This window comes from Citrobacter sp. RHB21-C05, assembly GCF_013889015.1.
GTDB classification, from domain to species: domain Bacteria; phylum Pseudomonadota; class Gammaproteobacteria; order Enterobacterales; family Enterobacteriaceae; genus Citrobacter_A; species Citrobacter_A sedlakii.
Map to the genome: position 1 here is coordinate 4,134,517 of NZ_CP057611.1, position 21,379 is coordinate 4,155,895.

The following is a 21,379-nucleotide window of genomic DNA, read 5'->3' on the forward strand; positions in this document are numbered from 1 at the left end:
TTTTTGGAGTTAATCCTGAAGCGGTGACATATTTCACAAAATAATAATTAAGGGGTAATTAGTACCACTTAAAGTGATCCAGATTACGGCACAATTCCTGCAGCAGCATATGATCTCGTATACCAGACTGACGGAGGGGATAATCGTCGGTCAAGAAACAATCGAAACCACATATGTTCTGTGTGTTTAGTGCATTCATTGGCAGCTTTAAAAAAGAAGGTTCACATGTTAAACAACATTCGTATCGAAGAAGATCTGTTGGGTACCAGGGAAGTTCCAGCTGAAGCCTACTATGGTGTTCACACTCTGAGAGCGATTGAAAACTTCTACATTAGCAACAGCAAAATCAGCGATATCCCTGAGTTTGTGCGCGGAATGGTAATGGTGAAGAAGGCCGCGGCTCTGGCGAACAAAGAGCTGCAAACCATTCCTAAGAGTGTGGCGAATGCAATCATCGCCGCATGTGATGAAGTCCTGAATAACGGCAAATGCATGGACCAGTTCCCGGTAGATGTCTACCAGGGCGGCGCGGGCACTTCCGTTAACATGAACACCAACGAAGTGCTGGCCAATATCGGGCTGGAGCTGATGGGTCACCAGAAAGGTGAATATCAGTACCTGAATCCGAACGACCACGTGAACAAATGTCAGTCTACTAACGACGCCTACCCAACCGGTTTCCGCATCGCGGTTTACGCCTCTATCGTTAAACTGATCGACGCCATTAACCAGCTGCGTGAAGGCTTTGAACGTAAAGCTGTCGAATTCCAGGACATCCTGAAAATGGGTCGTACCCAGTTGCAGGATGCGGTGCCAATGACGCTGGGTCAGGAATTCCGCGCGTTCAGCGTCCTGCTGAAAGAAGAAGTGAAAAACATCGAGCGTACCGCCGAGCTGCTGCTGGAAGTTAACCTTGGCGCAACGGCTATCGGTACCGGTCTAAATACCCCGAAAGAATACTCCCCGCTGGCTGTCCAGAAACTGGCGGAAGTAACAGGTTTCGCCTGCGTACCGGCTGAAGACCTGATCGAAGCGACCTCTGACTGCGGCGCTTATGTCATGGTGCACAGCGCGCTGAAACGCCTTGCCGTGAAGATGTCCAAAATCTGTAACGACCTGCGTCTACTCTCCTCTGGCCCACGTGCCGGCCTGAACGAGATCAACCTGCCGGAACTGCAAGCGGGCTCTTCCATCATGCCAGCCAAAGTGAACCCGGTTGTGCCAGAAGTCGTAAACCAGGTGTGCTTCAAAGTTATTGGTAACGACACCACTGTTACCATGGCGTCTGAAGCGGGTCAGTTGCAGCTGAACGTGATGGAGCCCGTTATTGGTCAGGCGATGTTCGAATCTATCCACATTCTGAGCAACGCTTGCTATAACCTGCTGGAAAAATGCGTTAACGGTATCACCGCTAACAAAGACGTGTGCGAAGGGTACGTCTTCAACTCTATCGGTATCGTCACCTACCTCAACCCGTTCATCGGCCACCACAACGGCGACATCGTTGGTAAGATTTGCGCCGAAACCGGTAAGAGCGTCCGTGAAGTGGTGCTGGAGCGTGGTCTGTTGACTGAAGCAGAGCTAGACGATATTTTCTCCGCACAAAACCTGATGCACCCTGCTTACAAAGCAAAACGCTATACTGATGAAAGCGAACAGTAATCATACAGGGTAGTACCAAAGAGGGCACGTCAGATGACGTGCCCTTTTTCATATAAGAAGTTACCAAATAACAACAATTTAATATCAACTTGTTAAACAACAAGGAAGGCTAATATGATAGTTGTCGAACTTATCATTGTTTTGCTGGCAATCTTTTTGGGCGCCAGACTAGGGGGCATCGGTATTGGATTTGCAGGTGGGCTGGGTGTTCTGGTTCTTGCCGCTATCGGCGTGAAACCCGGTAATATCCCGTTCGATGTCATTTCCATCATCATGGCGGTTATCGCTGCCATCTCCGCAATGCAGGTCGCGGGCGGTCTTGACTATCTGGTTAACCAGACGGAAAAGCTGCTGCGCCGTAATCCAAAATACATCACGATCCTCGCACCGATCGTCACTTACTTTTTGACTATTTTCGCAGGCACCGGGAACATCTCTCTGGCAACGCTGCCGGTTATCGCTGAAGTGGCGAAGGAACAAGGCATCAAGCCTTGCCGTCCTCTGTCCACCGCAGTGGTTTCCGCACAGATTGCGATTACCGCATCGCCCATCTCCGCAGCGGTGGTGTATATGTCTTCTGTGATGGAAGGTCATGGCATTAGCTACATCCACCTGCTGTCCGTGGTCATTCCGTCCACGCTGCTGGCGGTTCTGGTGATGTCCTTCCTGGTCACCATGCTGTTCAACTCAAAACTCTCTGACGATCCGGTATACCGTAAACGTCTGGAAGAAGGTCTGATTGAACTGCGCGGTGAGAAGCAGATTGACATCAAACCAATGGCGAAAAGCTCCGTCTGGCTGTTCCTGCTGGGCGTGGTGTGCGTGGTGGTTTACGCGATTATCAACAGCCCAAGCCTCGGTCTGGTTGAGAAGCCGCTGATGAACACCACTAATGCTATCCTGATCATCATGCTGAGCGTCGCGACGCTGACCACCATTCTGTGCAAAGTGGAAACCGACGCTATTCTCAACTCCAGTACTTTCAAAGCCGGTATGAGCGCGTGTATTTGTATCCTGGGCGTGGCATGGCTGGGTGACACTTTCGTGTCTCACAACATCGACTGGATCAAAGATACTGCGGGTGAAGTGATTCAGGGCCATCCGTGGCTGCTGGCGGTGATCTTCTTCTTTGCTTCTGCGCTGCTTTACTCTCAGGCGGCAACCGCAAAAGCACTGATGCCGATGGCGCTGGCGCTGAACGTTTCTCCGCTGACGGCGGTCGCATCGTTTGCGGCGGTTTCTGGTCTGTTCATTCTGCCGACCTATCCGACGCTGGTCGCGGCGGTACAAATGGACGACACCGGCACCACGCGTATCGGTAAGTTTGTCTTCAACCACCCGTTCTTCATCCCTGGTACGCTGGGTGTGGTTCTGGCGGTCTGCTTCGGCTTCCTGCTGGGCAGCTTCATGCTGTAAGTATGACCCACGGGGCGTATTCACGCCCCGTTTTTCCCCTCCCTTTGTCTAACATCCTTCCGCCGTCCATTGTATAGTGACCCCTTCGTTGCAGGTCTTTCTCTCATTCGAGGTGTTTATGCTTGATGTTAGCCGTCAGGACGAGTCCATCCCCGATGCCGTTGTCGTGCTTTGCACCGCACCGGATGAAGCCACTGCTCAGGATCTGGCCGCTAAAGCGCTGGCTGAAAAGCTGGCCGCCTGCGCCACGCTGATCCCCGGCGCGACCTCTCTGTACTACTGGGAAGGGAAGCTGGAGCAGGAATATGAGGTGCAAATGATCCTGAAAACATCGGTGACGCGCCAGCAAGCCTTACTCGATTGCCTGAAGTCGCATCATCCTTATCAAACGCCCGAACTTCTGGTTTTACCCGTTACTCACGGAGACAGTGATTACCTCTCATGGCTCAACGCATCCTTACGCTGATCCTGCTACTTTGCAGCACATCGTCTTTCGCGGGACTGTTCGACGCGCCGGGACGCTCGAATTTTGTTCCTGCTGACCAGGCCTTTGCCTTTGACTTTCAGCAAAACCAGCACGACCTGAACCTCACCTGGCAGGTGAAAGACGGTTATTATCTGTACCGCAAGCAGATTAACATCACGCCTGCTCAGGCGAAGATTGCCGACGTCACGCTCCCGGCGGGGGCCTGGCATGAAGATGAGTTCTACGGTAAAAGTGAAATCTACCGCAAGCGACTGACTGTTCCGGTCAATGTTCAACAGGCTGCGGCTGGCGCGACGCTGACGGTCATCTACCAGGGGTGCGCTGATGCTGGTTTCTGCTATCCGCCGGAAACAAAAACCGTCCCTCTAAGCGAAGTGGTTGCCAGCACAGCGCCCCAGCCAGCCGCGACGCCAGCCCCGCCGCAATCTGCTCAACCGCCAGAACCGCCGCCTGCGCAGCTTCCCTTCACGGCGCTGTGGGCGTTGCTGATTGGCATTGGCATCGCCTTTACGCCCTGCGTACTGCCGATGTATCCACTCATTTCCGGGATTGTGCTGGGCGGTAAACAACGTCTCTCTACCGGACGGGCGCTGCTGCTGACCTTTATCTACGTGCAGGGGATGGCGCTGACTTATACCGCGCTGGGCCTGGTGGTCGCTGCGGCAGGTTTGCAGTTCCAGGCCGCGCTTCAGCATCCCTACGTATTGATGGGTCTCGCGATAGTCTTCACCCTTCTTGCGTTGTCGATGTTCGGTTTGTTTACGCTGCAATTACCGTCGTCACTGCAAACTCGCCTGACGCTGATGAGCAACCGCCAGCAGGGCGGCTCTGCGGGTGGTGTATTTGCAATGGGCGCTATCGCCGGGCTGATTTGCTCGCCATGTACCACCGCGCCGCTCAGCGCCATTCTGCTGTATATCGCGCAAAGCGGAAATATGTGGCTTGGCGGCGGCACGCTTTACCTGTACGCGCTCGGGATGGGGCTACCGCTGATGCTGGTCACCGTCTTCGGCAATCGCCTGCTGCCAAAAAGCGGACCGTGGATGGAGCAGGTCAAAACCGCGTTTGGCTTTGTGATCCTCGCGCTACCGGTCTTTTTGCTGGAGCGGATCGTTGGCGATACGTGGGGCTTACGCCTGTGGTCGCTGCTGGGCGTCGCCTTCTTTGGCTGGGCGTTTATCACCAGTCTGCAGGCAACGCGCAGTTGGATACGTCTCGTCCAGATAATGTTGCTGGCGGCCGCGCTGGTCAGCGTGCGTCCGTTACAGGACTGGGCGTTTGGCGCGTCCCCTGTGCAGACGCAATCGCATCTGAGCTTTAAACAGGTATCCAATATCGACGAACTTAATCAGGCGCTGGCGCAGGCCAAAGGCAAACCGGTGATGCTCGACCTGTACGCCGACTGGTGTGTCGCCTGTAAAGAGTTCGAGAAATACACCTTCAGCGCGCCGCAGGTGAAACAGGCGTTGGGCGACACGGTGCTGTTACAGGCTGACGTCACGGGCAATAACGCCCAGGACGTGGCGCTGTTGAAGCATTTACAGGTACTTGGGCTGCCGACCATTCTGTTCTTTGACGCAGAAGGTCAGGAGCACCCGCAGGCGCGAGTAACAGGCTTTATGGACGCCGCAACGTTTAGCGCGCATTTGCGCGATCGCCAACCGTGAGCGACACTTGCAACAGCAAAGTGGGAGGAATATACCGTGCAACGTGAAGATGTTCTGGCAGAAGCCCTAAAGTTATTAGAGATCCATGGGATTGCCAATACCACGCTGGAGATGGTGGCCGAGCGCGTTGATTATCCGCTCGAAGAGATGCTGCGTTTCTGGCCCGACGACGAGGCCCTGCTGTATGACGCCCTGCGTTATCTGAGTCAGCAGGTAGACATCTGGCGCCGCCAACTGATGCTGGACGACACTCAAACCGCTGAACAAAAGCTACTGGCGCGCTACGCGGCGCTAACCGAATGTGTCAGCAATAACCGTTATCCCGGCTGCCTGTTTATCGCCGCCTGCACCTTTTACCCCGATCCCGCGCATCCCATTCATCAACTTGCGGATCAACAAAAACGCGCAGCGCATGACTTTACCCACGAACTGCTCACCACGCTGGAAGTTGACGACCCGGCAATGGTTGCAAAACAGATGGAACTGGTGCTGGAAGGCTGCCTGAGTCGCATGCTGGTTAACCGCAGTCAGGCCGACGTGGAGACGGCGCACCGTCTGGCGGAGGACATTCTGCGCTTCGCCCAGTGCCGTCAGGGTGGCGCGCTGACCTGATTCTCATTTCGTTACCTCGTTGAATCGCATATAATTTCGCCAGCACCGCCCCAATAAAAGGAATTATATGCGTCTCTTGTCCTGCGCCCTTCTGACGGGCCTTCTCTCTTCGTCCCTCTTCGCCGCACCGCTAAACGGCGTTTCATTTGCTCATAAAGACCGGGAAGTCGCCTGTGATAACACGAGCGCCTGCCGGGCGGTCGGGTATAGCGATAATGTCGCCCTGAAAACACTTCATCAGGCCTTAATTGATCAACAAAAAACCGATCCTGAACTCGATCTCAGCAACATCGCCAAACGGTTCCCGCTGACGGGCCAGCTCACCAGATTCACCCTTTCATACACGGAAGATTCATCGCAGCCGACGACAAAACCTTCACCGGAAATCAGTGACGATGAATGGCGGGCATTTTTGCATTCCAACATTCGCGCTTATGCAGAAAATGGTCAGGTGAATTTTACGCTGGTTGATCTGGACGGCGATGGCAAGCGCGATCTCATTATCGACAGTTATATTGGCGGGACGGGCCTCTTCAGCTATACCGGCGTGCTTAAACGGGGTGAGAGCGCATTCTTTACCGTGAATGAAAACGCTAACGACGATGACTTTGGGGTACCCGGCGCGTTATTTTCGGAAAATGGCCGCGGTGCTAACCAGTGGAGCCAGTGGGTACGTATCAACGGCCAGGTGTACGCGCTTTGGTTCAACGGCGTCTTTGGCGAAGATAACATTTATCTGCTGCGTCCGTTCAGCACAGACAATAAGGTGCCGGTAGTAACCCTCCGCTATCGCTATACGCTCAATGTCATCGACTCAGCAGAAGAAGGCCGCCCTTTGACCCCTGCGCTGAGCGACAAGGACAAGGCGGGGCTAGTCAGGACGCTGGATATCATGCAGGACCATCTGCTTAAAGACCTCCCGTCAGACCAGCCTGACACCGCTATCTGCCCGGTTCCTGAAGGCATCTCAGCAGAAGACGCGGAATGGTACAGCAGCGGCGTAGCAGGCCATTACACCATAGAAACCGTCGCCCTGATTCCCGTGTGGCTAAACGAGAAATGTTATATCGGCACCGTCTTCAGCCATCACGGATTTTATAAACATGGTGTGGATGCCGAGGTTGTCCTTAGCTCGCCCGCTGGGAAAGGTGATATTGTGGGCGGCTATGCGATCTCCGGCCTGCGCCAGGCAACGTCGATAAAAAGCGACTGGCAGTTTCGGGAAGGCGATAACGGCGCACTATGATGGTGGGCTAACATCGCTGAATTGTACCCGAATCGCCGCAAAGTTAAGCAGTTGAACTGCTTTTAAGGAAATTTGGTTGACTGGCGGGCGTGATTACGGTTTAATGCGCCCCGTTGCCCGGATAGCTCAGTCGGTAGAGCAGGGGATTGAAAATCCCCGTGTCCTTGGTTCGATTCCGAGTCCGGGCACCAAATTCATATCAACGGACCTCCACGGAGGTCCGTTTTTGCATTCTAAGCCCGCCAAAACCAACATTCCTACAATCCCTTAACTCCACCCAACTCAATCAACTTCAACCCGCATCAAGTCCCTTGCGAGGGTACAACTGAGGGTATAGTCTGATTCGATAAAATTTATACCCCTTTTTACTATCAGGAGATACCGCCAATGGCGCTCACTGACGCTAAAATCCGTGCCGCTAAACCGGATGAAAAACCTTATAAACTTGCCGACAGCGGCAACATGTTCTTGCTCGTTCACCCTAACGGCTCTCGCTACTGGCGGCTCCGCTATCGGTTTCTGGGCAAAGAGAAAACGCTCGCTCTGGGGGTCTATCCTGAAGTCTCGTTATCAGAAGCAAGGGAAAAACGCGATACGGCGAGAAAGCTGATAGCTGAGGGAACTGACCCATGCGAACAGAAAAGGATCAAAAAGTCGGTACCCGAAACAGCTCAGACATTTGAAGGCATCGCAAGACAGTGGCATAAGAGCAACAAAAAATGGTCAGCCTCACACAATGAGAGGATACTGAAAAGCCTCGAAACTCATGTTTTCCCCTTTATTGGTTCACGTGACATTACCACCCTCAGGACTCCCGATTTACTTGTTCCCGTTAAAGCAGCCGAAGCAAAGGAGATATATGAAATCGCAGCGCGCCTTCAGCAGCGTATCACTGCAATCATGCGCTATGCTGCCCAGTCAGGCATTATCACCTATAACCCTGCCTTGGATATGGCTGGCGCGTTAACCACAGTGAAACGCCAGCACCGCCCTGCCCTCGCCTTAAATCGCATTTCAGAGCTTCTTGAACGACTGGATGCCTACAGAGGACAACCTCTCACCCGGCAGGCAACTAAACTCACCCTGCTTATCTTCATCCGTTCCAGCGAACTACGCTTTGCCAGGTGGTCTGAGATCGACTTCAAGAAAGCCATGTGGACCATTCCTCCTGAGCGGAAACCTATTGAAGGGGTCAAGTATTCCCATCGTGGCTCAAAAATGCGAACAGAGCATCTTGTGCCACTATCTACTCAGGCGGTGAATATACTGAAGCAGATCCACACTATCAGCGGAGAACATGAACTGATTTTCACCGGCGATCACAATCCATGGAAACCCATGAGTGAGAACACTGTAAATAACGCACTGCGTCTGATGGGCTATGATACAAAGGTCGATGTCTGTGGTCACGGCTTCCGGGCAATGGCCTGTAGTTCGTTGATTGAGTCAGGTCTTTGGTCCAGAGATGCGGTCGAACGTCAGATGAGCCATATGGAACGTAACACAGTGCGGGCTGCGTATATCCATAAAGCGGAACATCTGGATGAGCGAAAGCTGATGTTGCAGTGGTGGGCTGATTTTCTGGATGCTAACAGGGAACAGAGTGTCAGCCCTTTTGACTATGCAAAAATTAATAATCCTTTGAGAAGGTGACAGAACTCCATACACACACATGCTCTTCCCTCACAGGGGAAGAGCACTCATTGATAAAATACTGGCGTACAACCCCGAAGATAATCAGGGAGCACGCTGATTGATAGGACCGGAATTGTTACGCTCATGGCGACCATGAGGGGCAGTCCATGTACTGATGGTGCATGTAGTTGAATTTTCACCTTACTGGTATGAACTTAGTCTTCTGTATTTTCTGAATGGAGAATACATTAAAGGTGCGATAGCTTTTCGCCACGGTTTTACCACAAAATCTTAGGAAGGTGCGAATAAGCGGGGAAATTCTTCTCGGCTGACTCAGTCATTTCATTTCTTCATGTTTGAGCCGATTTTTTCTCCCGTAAATGCCTTGAATCAGCCTATTTAGACCGTTTCTTCGCCATTTAAGGCGTTATCCCCAGTTTTTAGTGAGATCTCTCCCACTGACGTATCATTTGGTCCGCCCGAAACAGGTTGGCCAGCGTGAATAACATCGCCAGTTAATTATCGTTTTTCAGCAACCCCTTGTATCTGGCTTTCACGAAGCCGAACTGTCGCTTGATGATGCGAAATGGGTGCTCCACCTTGGCCCGGATGCTGGCTTTCATGTATTCGATGTTGATGGCCGTTTTGTTCTTGCGTGGATGCTGTTTCAAGGTTCTTACCTTGCCGGGGCGCTCGGCGATCAGCCAGTCCACATCCACCTCGGCCAGCTCCTCGCGCTGTGGCGCCCCTTGGTAGCCGGCATCGGCTGAGACAAATTGCTCCTCTCCATGCAGCAGATTACCCAGCTGATTGAGGTCATGCTCGTTGGCCGCGGTGGTGACTAGGCTGTGGGTCAGGCCACTCTTGGCATCGACACCAATGTGGGCCTTCATGCCAAAGTGCCACTGATTGCCTTTCTTGGTCTGATGCATCTCCGGATCGCGTTGCTGCTCTTTGTTCTTGGTCGAGCTGGGTGCCTCAATGATGGTGGCATCGACCAAGGTGCCTTGAGTCATCATGACGCCTGCTTCGGCCAGCCAGCGATTGATGGTCTTGAACAATTGGCGGGCCAGTTGATGCTGCTCCAGCAGGTGGCGGAAATTCATGATGGTGGTGCGGTCCGGCAAGGCGCTATCCAGGGATAACCGGGCAAACAGACGCATGGAGGCGATTTCGTACAGAGCATCTTCCATCGCGCCATCGCTCAGGTTGTACCAATGCTGCATGCAGTGAATGCGTAGCATGGTTTCCAGCGGATAAGGTCGCCGGCCATTACCAGCCTTGGGGTAAAACGGCTCGATGACTTCCACCATGTTTTGCCATGGCAGAATCTGCTCCATGCGGGACAAGAAAATCTCTTTTCTGGTCTGACGGCGCTTACTGCTGAATTCACTGTCGGCGAAGGTAAGTTGATGACTCATAATGAACCCTGTTCCATGGCTCCAGATGACAAACATGATCTCATATCAGGGACTTGTTCGCACCTTCCTTAAGGAAACAGATAAGTAAACAAATCAACATTCCCAGAACCACCCTGCAGAGTCTGTTCCGGCGCTTTGCCCGTTCAGGTCTGAACTGGCCCGTTCCCGAACATATATCACCTGAGCAACTTGAACAGCTTCTCTACCCCGGGAAAAGCCAACAATACGAACCGGTTCCCACCAGAGAAATACCCGAAAAACGCCGGCGACCTAATTTCTCCACGGAGTTCAAACTCCACCTTGTGGAGCTGTCGATGCAACCTGATACCAACGTGGCTCGTCTTGCCCGTGAACACGGTATTAATGACAACCTGCTGTTTAACTGGCGTCACCAGTATAAACAGGGAAAACTGAATCGCAGGGATAACCTGCCTGTCAAACTGCTACCGGTAAGTATCGCGCCTCCCCCAGTCGTTCCAGCCCCTCTGACGGCACCATCGCCTGCTGATGTACCCTGCTGCGAAGTAGAGCTACCAGGTGGAACGATAAAACTACACGGAACTATGACACCGGCTCTGCTGCGAGTATTACTTGGCGAGTTGAAAGGGGAGCTCCGATGATAACTCTGCCGACTGGTACCAGAATCTGGATCATCGCTGGCGTCACCGACATGCGCTGTGGCTTCAATGGCCTGGCCTCAAAGGTCCAGAACACGCTGAAAGATGATCCCTTCTCCGGGCATATCTTCGTTTTCCGTGGCCGCAGCGGCAAAATGGTAAAAATCCTGTGGGCAGACCGTGACGGGTTATGCCTGTTCGCCAAGCGTCTTGAGCGGGGACGCTTCGTCTGGCCGGTGACCCGGGAAGGGAAAGTTCATCTGACGCCTGCACAGTTGTCCATGCTGCTGGAAGGTATCGCATGGCAACATCCAAAACGGACGGAACAGCCTGGTATACGGATATAACCCGTGATAAAACAGGTGGATGAACAGTGAACTCCCGGATGACATCGAGCAACTGAAGGCCCTGCTGGTCGCGCAGCAGGCAGTTATCGTTCGTCTGTCCGGTGAAATAACCGGCTACGCCTGCGAAATCGACTCGCTCAGGGCACTGGTCGCTAAACTGCAGAGAATGCTGTTCGGCCGCAGCAGCGAGAAAAACCGGGAGAAAATAGAAAAGAAGATCGCGCAGGCTGAAAAGCGGATAACCGAGCTTCAGAACAGGCTTGGCGAAGCGCAGTCGCAACTCACCTCAATGGCCGGAGATGCAGTACCAAAAACATCAGACTCTCCCACCCGCAAAGCGCTTCCGGCAACACTCCCCCGTGACAGGCAGGTTATCGCCCCGGCAGAAACCGAATGCCCTGTCTGCAGTGGCAAACTGAAACCGCTGGGAGAGAGCATCTCTGAACAACTGGATATCATCAACACCGCCTTCAGGGTAATCGAAACGGTTCGTCCGAAGCTGGCCTGCAGCCGGTGCGACTGTATCGTGCAGGCACCGCTGCCGCCGAAACCCATCGAATGCAGCTACGCCAGCCCGGGGCTGCTGGCCCGTATCATTATGGCGAAGTTCGCTGAACACTTACCACTGTACCGCCAGGCTGAAATCTACGCGCCGGCAGGGCGTGGAGCTGAGCCGCAATACGATGGGGCGCTGGGTGGATATCATGGGAGAGCAACTTCGCCCGCTGTACGATGAAATGAACCACTATGTGCTGATGTCGGGTAAAGTGCATGCAGACGACACGCCGGTGAATGTCCTGGAGCCCGGACAGGGTAAAACCCGTACCGGGCGGTTGTGGACGTATGTTCGTGATGACTGCAACGCCGGGTCAGCGCTGGCACCGGCGGTGTGGTTCGCCTACAGCCCCGACAGAAAAGGCATCCATCCGCAGACCCATCTTGCGGGGTTCAGCGGTGTGCTACAGGCGGATGCGTACGCCGGGTTCAACGAGCTGTACCGCGATGGCCGGATAACGGAAGCCGCCTGCTGGGCTCACGCCCGCCGTAAAATCCACGATGTGCACGTTCGCACGCCGTCAGCCCTGACGGAGGAAGCCCTGAAGCGTATCGGCGAACTGTATGCCGTGGAGGCGGAAATAAGAGGAATGCTGGCGGAACAACGGCTTGCTGAACGTCAGCGGAAAACGAAACCGCTGCTTAGTACCCTGGAAAGCTGGTTGCGTGAAAAAATGAAAACGCTGTCGCGACACTCGGAGCTGGCAAAGGCGTTCACGTACACCCTGAACCAGTGGCCGGCCCTGACGTACTATGCAGAAAACGGCTGGGCCGAAGCCGATAATAACATCGCTGAAAATGCGCTGCGGATGGTCAGTCTGGGTCGTAAAAACTGGTTGTTCTTCGGCTCAGACCACGGTGGTGAGCGGGGAGCGTTGCTGTACAGTCTGATCGGGACGTGCAAACTGAACGGCGTGGATCCAGAAAGCTACCTTCGCCATGTCCTTGACGTCATAGCTGACTGGCCGGTCAACCGGGTCAGCGAGCTGCTACCCTGGCGCATCACACTGCCAACTGAATAACACATCCCCGTCAATACGGTTCTCGCTGTACGCTTACCAACGTGAAGGTTTTCAGCCGTTCTTTGCCTGCCAGACACGCGTCCGTGACCAGAGCCGCCGGGAGCACACGAAACATATGCTGCGCCTGCGCCGTGCCGGGCAAATCACTGGTCAGCAGGTTCCGGAAATTATTCAGCTCAACTCGCATGACGGCTCCAGCAGCTACCAGATGCTGCCGGGCCTGTTCCGTAGTGTCTGCTGTAATGGCCTGAGCCATGCAGTAATACCCCACCACTTACATCCCTTCAGCATTACGGAATAACCGATATGAAAACATCACCCGATTCACTATCATGGGCGGCATTGTCACATCTGTCCCCCGTCGAAATCTGGCGCCTCCTGCTGGGATATCTGCTCAGCCAGCACTACGGACTGACTCTTAACGACACGCCGTTTGGCAGCGATGGCGTGATTCAGGAGCACATTGAGGCCGGTATACCGCTGGCGGATGCCCTGAATGATGTTGTTGAAAAATATGACCTAGTACGTACAGGCCAGAGCAGCTTCCGTTTCACGGTGCGGTCTTCACTTATCACCCCCACGGATGTCCTGCGGGCACGGAAAGCCACAGGGCTTCTGAAGCGGGGCTATTACAGGCGGGTGACGGATATCACGCAAGGTCTGCCGATTGACGGGACACTTCCGGCAGGCACCTTCACCCGCAGACAGGCTGAGGCCACTGCCGCCCTGTATATCAACGTTGGCATTGAGGATGACCAGCACACCCACTTCCGGCTGGTCATTCGCGATGCGGACGGCCAGCTCATCTGGCGGGCATGGAACTTTGAGCCCGGTGCTGGTCATGACCTGAACACCCACCTGCAGCGCTACGGTGTGAAAAAACGCTGACAGCACGCCGCTGGCCCGTCTGGGGCAGGGCTGGCGGATCTCAACCTGAACAACTGACTGTCCTTTGTTGGTGGAAAGTCCGACCCATGCTTCTTTATCCAAGCGTATCCAGGCATTAAAAAATAGGTCATCGGAGTACTGTTTGTAGACAATGTTGCCGACGATATTCTGTGGGTGTCACACCTGTTTGCTTCTTAAATGCAGTATTAAATACCGATTTAGAATTAAAACCCGAAGCATACATAATATCAAGAATGGTCCGCTTATCTCCCGGCGTGGCCAGTAACTTTTTGGCATACTCTATGCGGTACTCGCTGATAAAGGTAAAAAAGTTCTGCTGAAATCCATTGTTGATAATGGCGGAGAGATCGTGCGGTGAAAGTTTTATCTGGCGCGCAAGCTGGCTTAAGGAGAGGGTGGAATCCAGAAACGGCTGATTCCGACGCATAAAATCCACCACGTTATCTACCTGTTTTGACTCCGGTAACAACAGTGTTTTAACCGGCTGAATATCCACCAGCAGGGTTTCATCTTCCTGCGTTAGCCCCATAAACGCAGCGGGCTGTCGCAGTGCGCAGATCAGCAATGTATTAATGAACGCAAACCCCGCCATACTGACAACAGGCAGTATCCAGGTGGTTTGATCGGTTAGCCTGAACAGATAGAAAAACAGGCAGCAAATGATACTGACGATCCACAGCCCCGCGTAACCCGACAGCAGGAAGCGGAGCCAGAGTATTTGCTGGCGGGCGATATCAGAATAAAGACGCTGGATATCCGAATTAAATGACTGCAAGCGGCCGAGCGAATAGCCCAACCAACCGAGAAATACCCCGTGATAGACCAACGCAAGGGGCAGAGGTTCCGGCATTCCTGGTAAATCCTGTTGTTGTAATATTGTTATTTTTTCCGACTCAGGTAGCGGAACATATAGTGTGAAAAACACAATCAGGCCAGCCGCGAACGGGATTAAGTGTACGGCATGAATGAGCCGAATTTGAAAACGGCAATACATCAGCGATCGGGTATACAGATAGATAGCTGGCGGCTGAAGCAGAGAGATGAGCGTACCGATATAAGCGTAGTTTGGGTGTGAAAAACTTACACCGCTTCCGTAAAGTAAAAGCTCGCCAAAACCGGCGGCGACGGTCAGCAGGACGACCACCAATAGCCGGTTGCTGGTTTGTACAATGTTGGACGGCAAAAGTAGAAAAACAGAAAGCAATACAGCCTGCATTATTCCTGCTGCCAGAAGAAAAACGGATAGCTCAATCAGCATGTATTACCGCCACCAATCATTCAAAACGAGACATAAAGAACGGGTTCCGCTCTGCCTCTTGTTAGCGGAACGTTCGACTTTGCGCTTTGTAGGTTCGACTTTACCAATTCGAACGACGCCCTGATTTCACGCCAGTACTCTGATGTCAAATCGGCAGAGGGTCTGAAATCCTACGTCGATTAACATCCCCAAAAAGCAGATGAACAGGTCGAAAAAGACCCGGGAGCATTATTGTGAAAAAGCAGAAAAACATCAGAACTACCCTGTGCGCGAGCATCGTGATCCTTGCGGGAATGACGATAAGCACAACGGCGTTCGCCCACTGCGACGGCATGGATGGACCGGTGATTACCGAGGCTAAAAGCGCGCTCCAGGCGCATGATGTTACCCCGTTATTAAAATGGGTGCCAGAAAACCGTGAAGATACCGTCAGGAAGGCGTTTGACGAGGCAATAAGCAAACAAGGTGGCAGTCAGGCCGCTCAGGAGAAGGCCGATCAGCAGCTCTTCACCACTCTGGTACGTGTTCACCGTGAGGCGGAAGGCGCGCCCTTTACCGGTGTAAAACCGGCAGGCCATATTCCCGTGGTTGTACAAGAGGCAGATGCCGCACTCAACGCCGGCAATGTTGATAGCCTGGTGGCGAAGGTGACTGCCAATGTTGAGCATGCTCTCCGGGAAAAATTTGCTAAAGCTGAACAAAGTAAGCAACAAGTGAATCAATCGGTTAAACAGGGACGTGGATATGTGAATGACTACGTTCACTACATACATTTTGTCGAAGAAGTGAACGGAATGGCGGCAGGAGGATCGCCTGAGATGGAACATCAGCACTAATTATCATGTCCGCCAGAGATGCCCTTGCGGCATCTCTGAATCACCACGATAACGCCCAGCGGGATTTGGAGGATTGTAATTAAAATTATGTAATTACCTGTTTTTGATATGTTCATTCCGACAACGGATGTAAGTAAATTTATGGACGAAAAAACTCAGAGCTCTGCGGTTGAACGGGCTAAAGGTCCGCAAACTTAATGAGTACATCAGAGAATTTCGACGTGCATACGCCAATGATGCTGAATCGTCACGGATAGAGGCTGCTACAGGCAAGAATACCGTGAACTAAATAGCTGCGCTTAATACCGCTACACTTTTGCCACCCCATGTTGTCCCCCCGGGAATGGGCTGACGGTTTCCATATAATGATGGACCTTTTTCAACAACTGTCACATTGAACGGCACTGATGATTGCGGGTTATCGTGTCGTGCAGCGCCTGCCACAACCGCTCTACGTGGTTCACCCACGGCGAGTAAACTGGCTGGTAAATCACCCGAACTTCGGGTTTGCTTTCAGCCAGCCCTGAGTTTTACGGCTTTTATGGATGATGTAGTTATCCACGATGAGCGTGATTGTTTTCGCTCGCCGGTATGTCGCTTTCAGATGTTTTAACAGACTGATAAATAAAGATGAACTTTTGCGGCACTGTTGCAAATAGTCGGTGGTGATAAACTTATCATCCCCTTTTGCTGATGGAGCTGCACATGAACCCATTCAAAGGCCGGCATTTTCAGCGTGACATCATTCTGTGGGCCGTACGCTGGTACTGCAAATACGGCATCAGTTACCGTGAGCTGCAGGAGATGCTGGCTGAACGCGGAGTGAATGTCGATCACTCCACGATTTACCGCTGGGTTCAGCGTTATGCGCCTGAAATGGAAAAACGGCTGCGCTGGTACTGGCGTAACCCTTCCGATCTTTGCCCGTGGCACATGGATGAAACCTACGTGAAGGTCAATGGCCGCTGGGCGTATCTGTACCGGGCCGTCGACAGCCGGGGCCGCACTGTCGATTTTTATCTCTCCTCCCGTCGTAACAGCAAAGCTGCATACCGGTTTCTGGGTAAAATCCTCAACAACGTGAAGAAGTGGCAGATCCCGCGATTCATCAACACGGATAAAGCGCCCGCCTATGGTCGCGCGCTTGCTCTGCTCAAACGCGAAGGCCGGTGCCCGTCTGACGTTGAACACCGACAGATTAAGTACCGGAACAACGTGATTGAATGCGATCATGGCAAACTGAAACGGATAATCGGCGCCACGCTGGGATTTAAATCCATGAAGACGGCTTACGCCACCATCAAAGGTATTGAGGTGATGCGTGCACTACGCAAAGGCCAAGCCTCAGCATTTTATTATGGTGATCCCCTGGGCGAAATGCGCCTGGTAAGCAGAGTTTTTGAAATGTAAGGCCTTTGAATAAGACAAAAGGCTGCCTCATCGCTAACTTTGCAACAGTGCCCTTTCCTGCACGTGGGCGAATGATTGGATCACCGCCTTGCCGTCGCTGCTCACAGCAGCCAGCTTCATGGCCAGCGCCGCCTCGTGAGTCTGCGCGTCAAAGTTTCTGAACTTGGTCGCATCAGCGCCGAGGTAAGCAAGGATGCGCATTTTTTCAGTAAGCGGTGGCTCGGGGTGTGCAGCAACTTTTGGGGCGAGCTGAACGACCTGAACCCATTCCTCCTGCGAAATCGCACCGGTAATAGCCTGCATGTTGCGCCCGAGTTCCTGCATGATCTTGCGTAGCGCCAGTGGCTCAACCTGGGTAGCGTCACCAGCCCAAGCTGGCAACTGAAAACCCCATAAAAGCAGGCAGGCCGTAACGGTCAGGGTGATAGTTCCAAATGCGTGGCTGTGTTTGCGGTGGGTCATGAAATTCTCCTGTAATTCAATCGTTCTCTCATTCGAACTCCCGCCCTTCGCCAGCTTCCTCATGGGTCACGCCGTCGCGGATGTGGTAGATGCGCTTGAATGTGGGGATGATCTTTTCGTCATGGGTGACGACGATGATGGCGGTCTCGAACTTCCGGGCCATGTCGTTGAGGATGCGGATTACAGCCATGGCGCGCTCGGAATCCAGCGGCGCAGTGGGTTCATCGGCCAGGATCACCGGCGGACGATTGACCAGTCCGCGCGCGATGGCGACCCGTTGCTGCTCGCCACCGGAGAGTTGCGAGGGCATTGCGCGAGCTCGGTGTTGCACATCAAGCGCTGTGAGCAATTCCAGTGCCTTCGCGCGCGACTCTCCATTCGCGACGCCTGCAAGCATCGGCAGCAGCGCCACGTTGTCGGTGACATCGAGAAACGGAATCAGGTACGGCGCCTGGAAAACGAAACCGATCTTGTCACGCCGTAAGGCGCGCAGGTCGCGGACTTTCCAGCCATCGGCGTAGATCACTTCATCGCCCAGTGTCATGCGACCGGCGGTCGGTTCGATCACCGCACCCAGACACTTGAGCAGCGTGCTCTTGCCGGACCCGGAAGGGCCGATCAGTCCCACCACTTCACCAGGCGCAACATGCATATTCACGTCTCTCAAGGCAAAGACAGCGGTGTCACCATCGCCATACCGCTTGCTTAAACTTTCGATGTGTATCCCTTTGCCACTCATCTCAACCTCCAATGGCTTCGGCCGGATCGACCTTGAGTGCTATGCGAATGGCGACGAGGCTAGCTAGAACGCAGATCACGAGCACGGCAAAAAAACCGGCGACAGAATCCATTGGCGTGAGCAGGACATATTTTGGAAAAGCCGGTGCTGAAAAGGTGGCTGTGATCTTGCCGACCACGAAGCCAATCACGCCCAGGGCGAGCGCCTGCTGCATGATCATCGCGGCGATGGTTCGGTTGCGTGTGCCGATGAGCTTCAACACCGCGATCTCACGGATTTTGTCCATCGTCAGCGAATAGATGATGAAGGCAACGATGGCCGCGCTAACGATGGCCAGAATCACAAGGAACATGCCGATCTGCTTGGCCGAGGTGGCGATCAGCTTGCCGACGAGGATGTCTTCCATCTGTGCCCGGGTGTAGACCGTCAAACGCTTCCAGCGCTGGATGGATTCGGCAACCTCGTCCGGCGCATGACCAGGTTTCAGAGTGACCAGCACGGCATTGACGAACGCGTTGCTGCTCTGTGAAGCAATCACGGCATCCAGCAAACCTGGATCACCGGGTCGATTGAAGACCGGGTTGGCTTCGGTGCGACGCCGGCTTTGCCAGATGGCATCGTTGTCCTTGAGGAACTGGGCCTCCTGGGCATCTTTGAGCGGAATGAATACCATCGGGTCGCCGCTGGACGACACCATGCGCCGTGTCAGCCCCACGACGGTGTAATGATTGCGGCGAATGGCAAGACGATCTCCCAGTTTGAAGCCGGTGGCGATGTCGGCCACAGACTCGTAGTGACCGCGCGTGATCTGGCGTCCAGCGACGAGATAAGGAGGCCATCCGGGTGTAGCCCCCAACGCACCGGGCGCGATGCCGACCACCATGGTGCGTACATCACTCTCGCCCTTGCGTACCTGCATGGTCAGGTAGGTCGCGTTCGCTGCCTGTGAGACTCCCGGCATGGCGAGAATGGCGCGATACACGTCATCGTTGAGGCTGGACGACTCCGCATAAGGACCCAGAGTATCCTTTTGCACCACCCAAAGGTCAGCGCCACTGTTGTCGAGCAACGCCTTGCCGTCGTCCACCATGCCTCGGTACACCCCAGCCATGACTAGGGTGACGCCGATCAGCAGACCCAGACCGATGCCGGTGAAGACGAATTTCCCCCAGGCATGGAGAATGTCGCGGCCGGCCAGGCTGATCATCGTGAAACTCCCGGGATATGCTCGACCACATGGATGCGGCTGCGCGCCGTCAGTGCCTTTTCGCTATAGGTCACAACCTGGTCCCCATTCTTGAGCCCTTCGCGCACCTGCACGTAACCATTGAGGTCGGAAGTGCCGAGCTTGACCGGGGAGAAATGCAGATCACCATCCACGATTTGCCAGACACCAACTTTATCGCCTTCACGCTGGACGGCAGCGTTGGGGATCAGTGGAGCGGCCGGGAGCGCCGGCAAGTCAACCGTGACTTCGGCCAGTTCACCCACTGGTGGCAAAGGTTCTGGTTTGTTATCGAATGTCACCTTGGCAAGCGTTTCCTCGGTTACCGCGTCGGCCTTGGGTTCCACCCGCAGCACGCGACCTTTCAAGGTCTGGCCACCACGCGAACGCAGGACGATATGAGCCGGCAGCCCCCCAGCCAGCCCCGATGCGCTGATCTGGTCGAAGCGCACATTGATCCACAAACTCTTGGGGTCGATCACTTCCACCACGGCCTGGCCCGCGACGATGGTCGTGCCGGGATCGGCATCGCGCACGGCGACTACACCGTCGACCGGCGCGATCAGGCGCAGATTGCTCCGCTGCGCGACGAGTGCTTCGCGGTCGGAGCGTGCCCGGGCAATATCTTCCCGAGCGGCGGATAGGGCGGCATCGGCGATCTGCAGTTCCTGCCGCTTGGTGGTGACGATTTCCTCGCTGGTCGAGCGCACCGCAAACAATTGCTCATAGCGGCGCGCCTGGGTTTGCGCGTAGGCTTGCCGGGCTTCTGCCTCGCGCAAAGCCGCTTCCGCCCGCTTGAATACAGACTCCTGTGAGCGCACCCGATCATCAAGGTCGACCGGCTCCATCTCGCCGAGCACCTGTCCGGCCTTGACCTGGTCGCCTACATGCACCTCCAGGCGTTTGACGCGCCCGGCAAACGTCGGTCCGATCTTGTAGGTGTAGCGCGCCTCCACCGTGCCGATGCCGAACAGCGCCGGTGTGATAGCCTGTGATTCCACGCTTGCCACCGTCACAGCGACCGGGGCGAGCGGCCCTGATCGCAGACCGACATAAATAAAAAGCACCAGCAGAGGAATGATGACGGCAAGCAGTGCCAGGGTGCGGCCTTGCAAGGGTAACTTTTTCATTGCGCACTCCTTATGCCACGCCGATAAATTGCAAAGACGCGCGGCGCATCGCGGTGCATACGTCCCACATCACCCGCCAACAGCGATTGCATGACCAAGCCCTGGATCGTGCCAATGAACAGCGTTGCCGCCGCCTCGTTGTCAAGCGAGGGAGACAACTCGCCGCTGGCCTTGCCTTTCTCGATGAGACGATGCAAACGTTCGCCGTAGCGCTGAATCAAGGTTTGCACCATGCGCTTGGCCGGTGTCGATTCGGCACGCTGAAGCTCACCAAACATCATTCTTGGCACGCCTGGGTGCTCAGCTACGAATTCGATATGACTCATGAACATCGCCTCCATGGCTGCCAAGGGCGACTCGATTCCTTGTGCGGATCGATCGATTCTGGCTAATAGGCGCTCTGCTACCCACTCCATGACCGCCTGCCAAATGGCTTCCTTGTTCGGGAAGTGCCGAAACAGCGCACCCTGGGTCAAGTTCATGTGTTTAGCGATAGCCGCAGTGGTTATCTCGCTTGGGTTTTGTGAACCGGCAAGCGCCACGACGGACTCGACAGTTACGGCACGACGTTCATCGGCCGGCAGATGCTTTGGATGGGTGTCCACGAGCACTCCTTGTAAGATAGTAATCAATTACTATCTTACCACAAGAGGCAACTCAAACAAGAGAAAACCCGACGTACTCGTCAATATCTAGAGTCTGCAATGGGCTTAACGTGCTTTA

General features: G+C 54.1%; 16 protein-coding genes, 1 tRNA gene and 7 pseudogenes. 16 read left to right on the forward strand and 8 right to left on the reverse strand.

Annotated features, from left to right (window positions below; translation table 11 throughout):
- Nucleotides 1–225: 225 nt before the first annotated feature.
- From aspA to HVX72_RS22265, 9 genes and pseudogenes are all read left to right on the forward strand, one after another.
- Nucleotides 226–1,662 (forward strand): aspartate ammonia-lyase, encoded by a 1,437-nt coding sequence (gene aspA, locus HVX72_RS19695; protein ID WP_042289667.1) that lies wholly within the window; start codon nucleotides 226–228, stop codon nucleotides 1,660–1,662.
- Nucleotides 1,663–1,776: 114 nt separating this feature from the next.
- Nucleotides 1,777–3,078: an anaerobic C4-dicarboxylate transporter DcuA gene (gene dcuA / locus HVX72_RS19700; RefSeq protein ID WP_042289670.1), complete on the forward strand. Its 1,302-nt coding sequence runs from the start codon at nucleotides 1,777–1,779 to the stop codon at nucleotides 3,076–3,078.
- A 118-nt stretch (nucleotides 3,079–3,196) separates the two neighbouring features.
- The gene (gene cutA, locus HVX72_RS19705; RefSeq protein ID WP_060570353.1) at nucleotides 3,197–3,544 is read left to right on the forward strand and encodes a divalent cation tolerance protein CutA; all 348 of its coding nucleotides are present in this window, start codon (nucleotides 3,197–3,199) and stop codon (nucleotides 3,542–3,544) included.
- Nucleotides 3,520–5,232 (forward strand): protein-disulfide reductase DsbD, encoded by a 1,713-nt coding sequence (locus tag HVX72_RS19710; protein WP_181822145.1) that lies wholly within the window; start codon nucleotides 3,520–3,522, stop codon nucleotides 5,230–5,232. Before cutA ends, HVX72_RS19710 begins: the two co-directional genes overlap by 25 nt.
- A 36-nt stretch (nucleotides 5,233–5,268) precedes the next feature.
- Nucleotides 5,269–5,844 carry a transcriptional regulator gene (locus tag HVX72_RS19715; protein WP_042289679.1) on the forward strand — a complete coding sequence of 192 codons (576 nt, stop codon included), beginning with the start codon at nucleotides 5,269–5,271 and terminating at the stop codon, nucleotides 5,842–5,844.
- A gap of 208 nt (nucleotides 5,845–6,052) precedes the next feature.
- A pseudogene (locus HVX72_RS19720) lies at nucleotides 6,053–7,090 on the forward strand (DUF1176 domain-containing protein); the annotation flags it as partial.
- A 115-nt stretch (nucleotides 7,091–7,205) separates the two neighbouring features.
- Nucleotides 7,206–7,281, forward strand: a tRNA-Phe gene (locus HVX72_RS19725).
- Between the two features lie 196 nt (nucleotides 7,282–7,477).
- Nucleotides 7,478–8,743: an integrase arm-type DNA-binding domain-containing protein gene (locus tag HVX72_RS19730; protein WP_032170149.1), complete on the forward strand. Its 1,266-nt coding sequence runs from the start codon at nucleotides 7,478–7,480 to the stop codon at nucleotides 8,741–8,743.
- 46 nt (nucleotides 8,744–8,789) lie between these two features.
- Nucleotides 8,790–9,005: pseudogene (locus HVX72_RS22265) on the forward strand (tetratricopeptide repeat protein); the annotation flags it as partial.
- Nucleotides 9,006–9,243: 238 nt separating this feature from the next.
- Here the strand turns inward: HVX72_RS22265 and HVX72_RS19735 are convergent.
- Nucleotides 9,244–10,146, reverse strand: a pseudogene (locus HVX72_RS19735) (IS5-like element IS5 family transposase); the annotation flags it as partial.
- Between the two features lie 616 nt (nucleotides 10,147–10,762).
- Here HVX72_RS19735 and tnpB point away from each other — a divergent pair.
- From tnpB to HVX72_RS22275, 5 genes and pseudogenes are all read left to right on the forward strand, one after another.
- Nucleotides 10,763–11,110 carry an IS66 family insertion sequence element accessory protein TnpB gene (gene tnpB, locus HVX72_RS19745; RefSeq protein ID WP_038633649.1) on the forward strand — a complete coding sequence of 116 codons (348 nt, stop codon included), beginning with the start codon at nucleotides 10,763–10,765 and terminating at the stop codon, nucleotides 11,108–11,110.
- Nucleotides 11,111–11,129: 19 nt separating this feature from the next.
- Nucleotides 11,130–12,687 (forward strand): annotated as a pseudogene (locus tag HVX72_RS19750) (IS66 family transposase).
- Between the two features lie 37 nt (nucleotides 12,688–12,724).
- Nucleotides 12,725–12,937 (forward strand): annotated as a pseudogene (locus tag HVX72_RS19755) (DUF932 domain-containing protein); the annotation flags it as partial.
- A gap of 56 nt (nucleotides 12,938–12,993) precedes the next feature.
- Nucleotides 12,994–13,347: pseudogene (locus tag HVX72_RS22270) on the forward strand (TA system toxin CbtA family protein); the annotation flags it as partial.
- The gene (locus tag HVX72_RS22275; protein WP_223307989.1) at nucleotides 13,327–13,575 is read left to right on the forward strand and encodes a DUF905 family protein; all 249 of its coding nucleotides are present in this window, start codon (nucleotides 13,327–13,329) and stop codon (nucleotides 13,573–13,575) included. The pseudogene HVX72_RS22270 and the gene HVX72_RS22275, both read left to right, overlap by 21 nt.
- A gap of 127 nt (nucleotides 13,576–13,702) precedes the next feature.
- On the opposite strand, the gene HVX72_RS19765 is transcribed toward HVX72_RS22275, so the two are convergent.
- Nucleotides 13,703–14,854, reverse strand: a complete 1,152-nt coding sequence (locus HVX72_RS19765) for an AraC family transcriptional regulator (protein ID WP_032180275.1) — start codon at nucleotides 14,852–14,854, stop codon at nucleotides 13,703–13,705.
- Nucleotides 14,855–15,087: 233 nt separating this feature from the next.
- Between HVX72_RS19765 and HVX72_RS19770 the strand changes: the two genes are divergently transcribed.
- Nucleotides 15,088–15,690, forward strand: coding sequence for a DUF6448 family protein (locus HVX72_RS19770; RefSeq protein WP_050489007.1), 603 nt, complete (start codon nucleotides 15,088–15,090; stop codon nucleotides 15,688–15,690).
- Nucleotides 15,691–15,998: 308 nt separating this feature from the next.
- Here HVX72_RS19770 and HVX72_RS19775 read toward each other — a convergent pair.
- A pseudogene (locus HVX72_RS19775) lies at nucleotides 15,999–16,330 on the reverse strand (transposase); the annotation flags it as partial.
- Between the two features lie 65 nt (nucleotides 16,331–16,395).
- Between HVX72_RS19775 and HVX72_RS19780 the strand changes: the two are divergent.
- Nucleotides 16,396–17,100 (forward strand): IS6-like element IS26 family transposase, encoded by a 705-nt coding sequence (locus HVX72_RS19780; RefSeq protein ID WP_001067855.1) that lies wholly within the window; start codon nucleotides 16,396–16,398, stop codon nucleotides 17,098–17,100.
- A gap of 33 nt (nucleotides 17,101–17,133) precedes the next feature.
- Here HVX72_RS19780 and HVX72_RS19785 read toward each other — a convergent pair whose 3' ends face one another.
- From HVX72_RS19785 to HVX72_RS19805, 5 genes are read right to left on the reverse strand one after another with little or no spacing between them, the layout of a single operon-like run.
- On the reverse strand, nucleotides 17,134–17,562 hold the full coding sequence (locus HVX72_RS19785) for a hypothetical protein (protein ID WP_051594483.1): 429 nt from the start codon (nucleotides 17,560–17,562) through the stop codon (nucleotides 17,134–17,136).
- 28 nt (nucleotides 17,563–17,590) lie between these two features.
- A complete protein-coding gene (locus HVX72_RS19790; RefSeq protein ID WP_004393997.1) occupies nucleotides 17,591–18,301 on the reverse strand; it encodes an ABC transporter ATP-binding protein in 711 nt (236 codons plus the stop codon).
- Nucleotide 18,302: 1 nt separating this feature from the next.
- The gene (locus HVX72_RS19795) at nucleotides 18,303–19,508 is read right to left on the reverse strand and encodes an ABC transporter permease (RefSeq protein ID WP_038633672.1); all 1,206 of its coding nucleotides are present in this window, start codon (nucleotides 19,506–19,508) and stop codon (nucleotides 18,303–18,305) included.
- On the reverse strand, nucleotides 19,505–20,656 hold the full coding sequence (locus HVX72_RS19800) for an efflux RND transporter periplasmic adaptor subunit (RefSeq protein ID WP_022652304.1): 1,152 nt from the start codon (nucleotides 20,654–20,656) through the stop codon (nucleotides 19,505–19,507). The genes HVX72_RS19795 and HVX72_RS19800 overlap by 4 nt, the downstream gene beginning before the upstream one ends.
- Complete coding sequence (locus HVX72_RS19805; protein ID WP_004393990.1) at nucleotides 20,653–21,261, reverse strand: TetR/AcrR family transcriptional regulator; 609 nt, start codon at nucleotides 21,259–21,261, stop codon at nucleotides 20,653–20,655. Before HVX72_RS19805 ends, HVX72_RS19800 begins: the two co-directional genes overlap by 4 nt.
- Nucleotides 21,262–21,379: the final 118 nt, after the last annotated feature.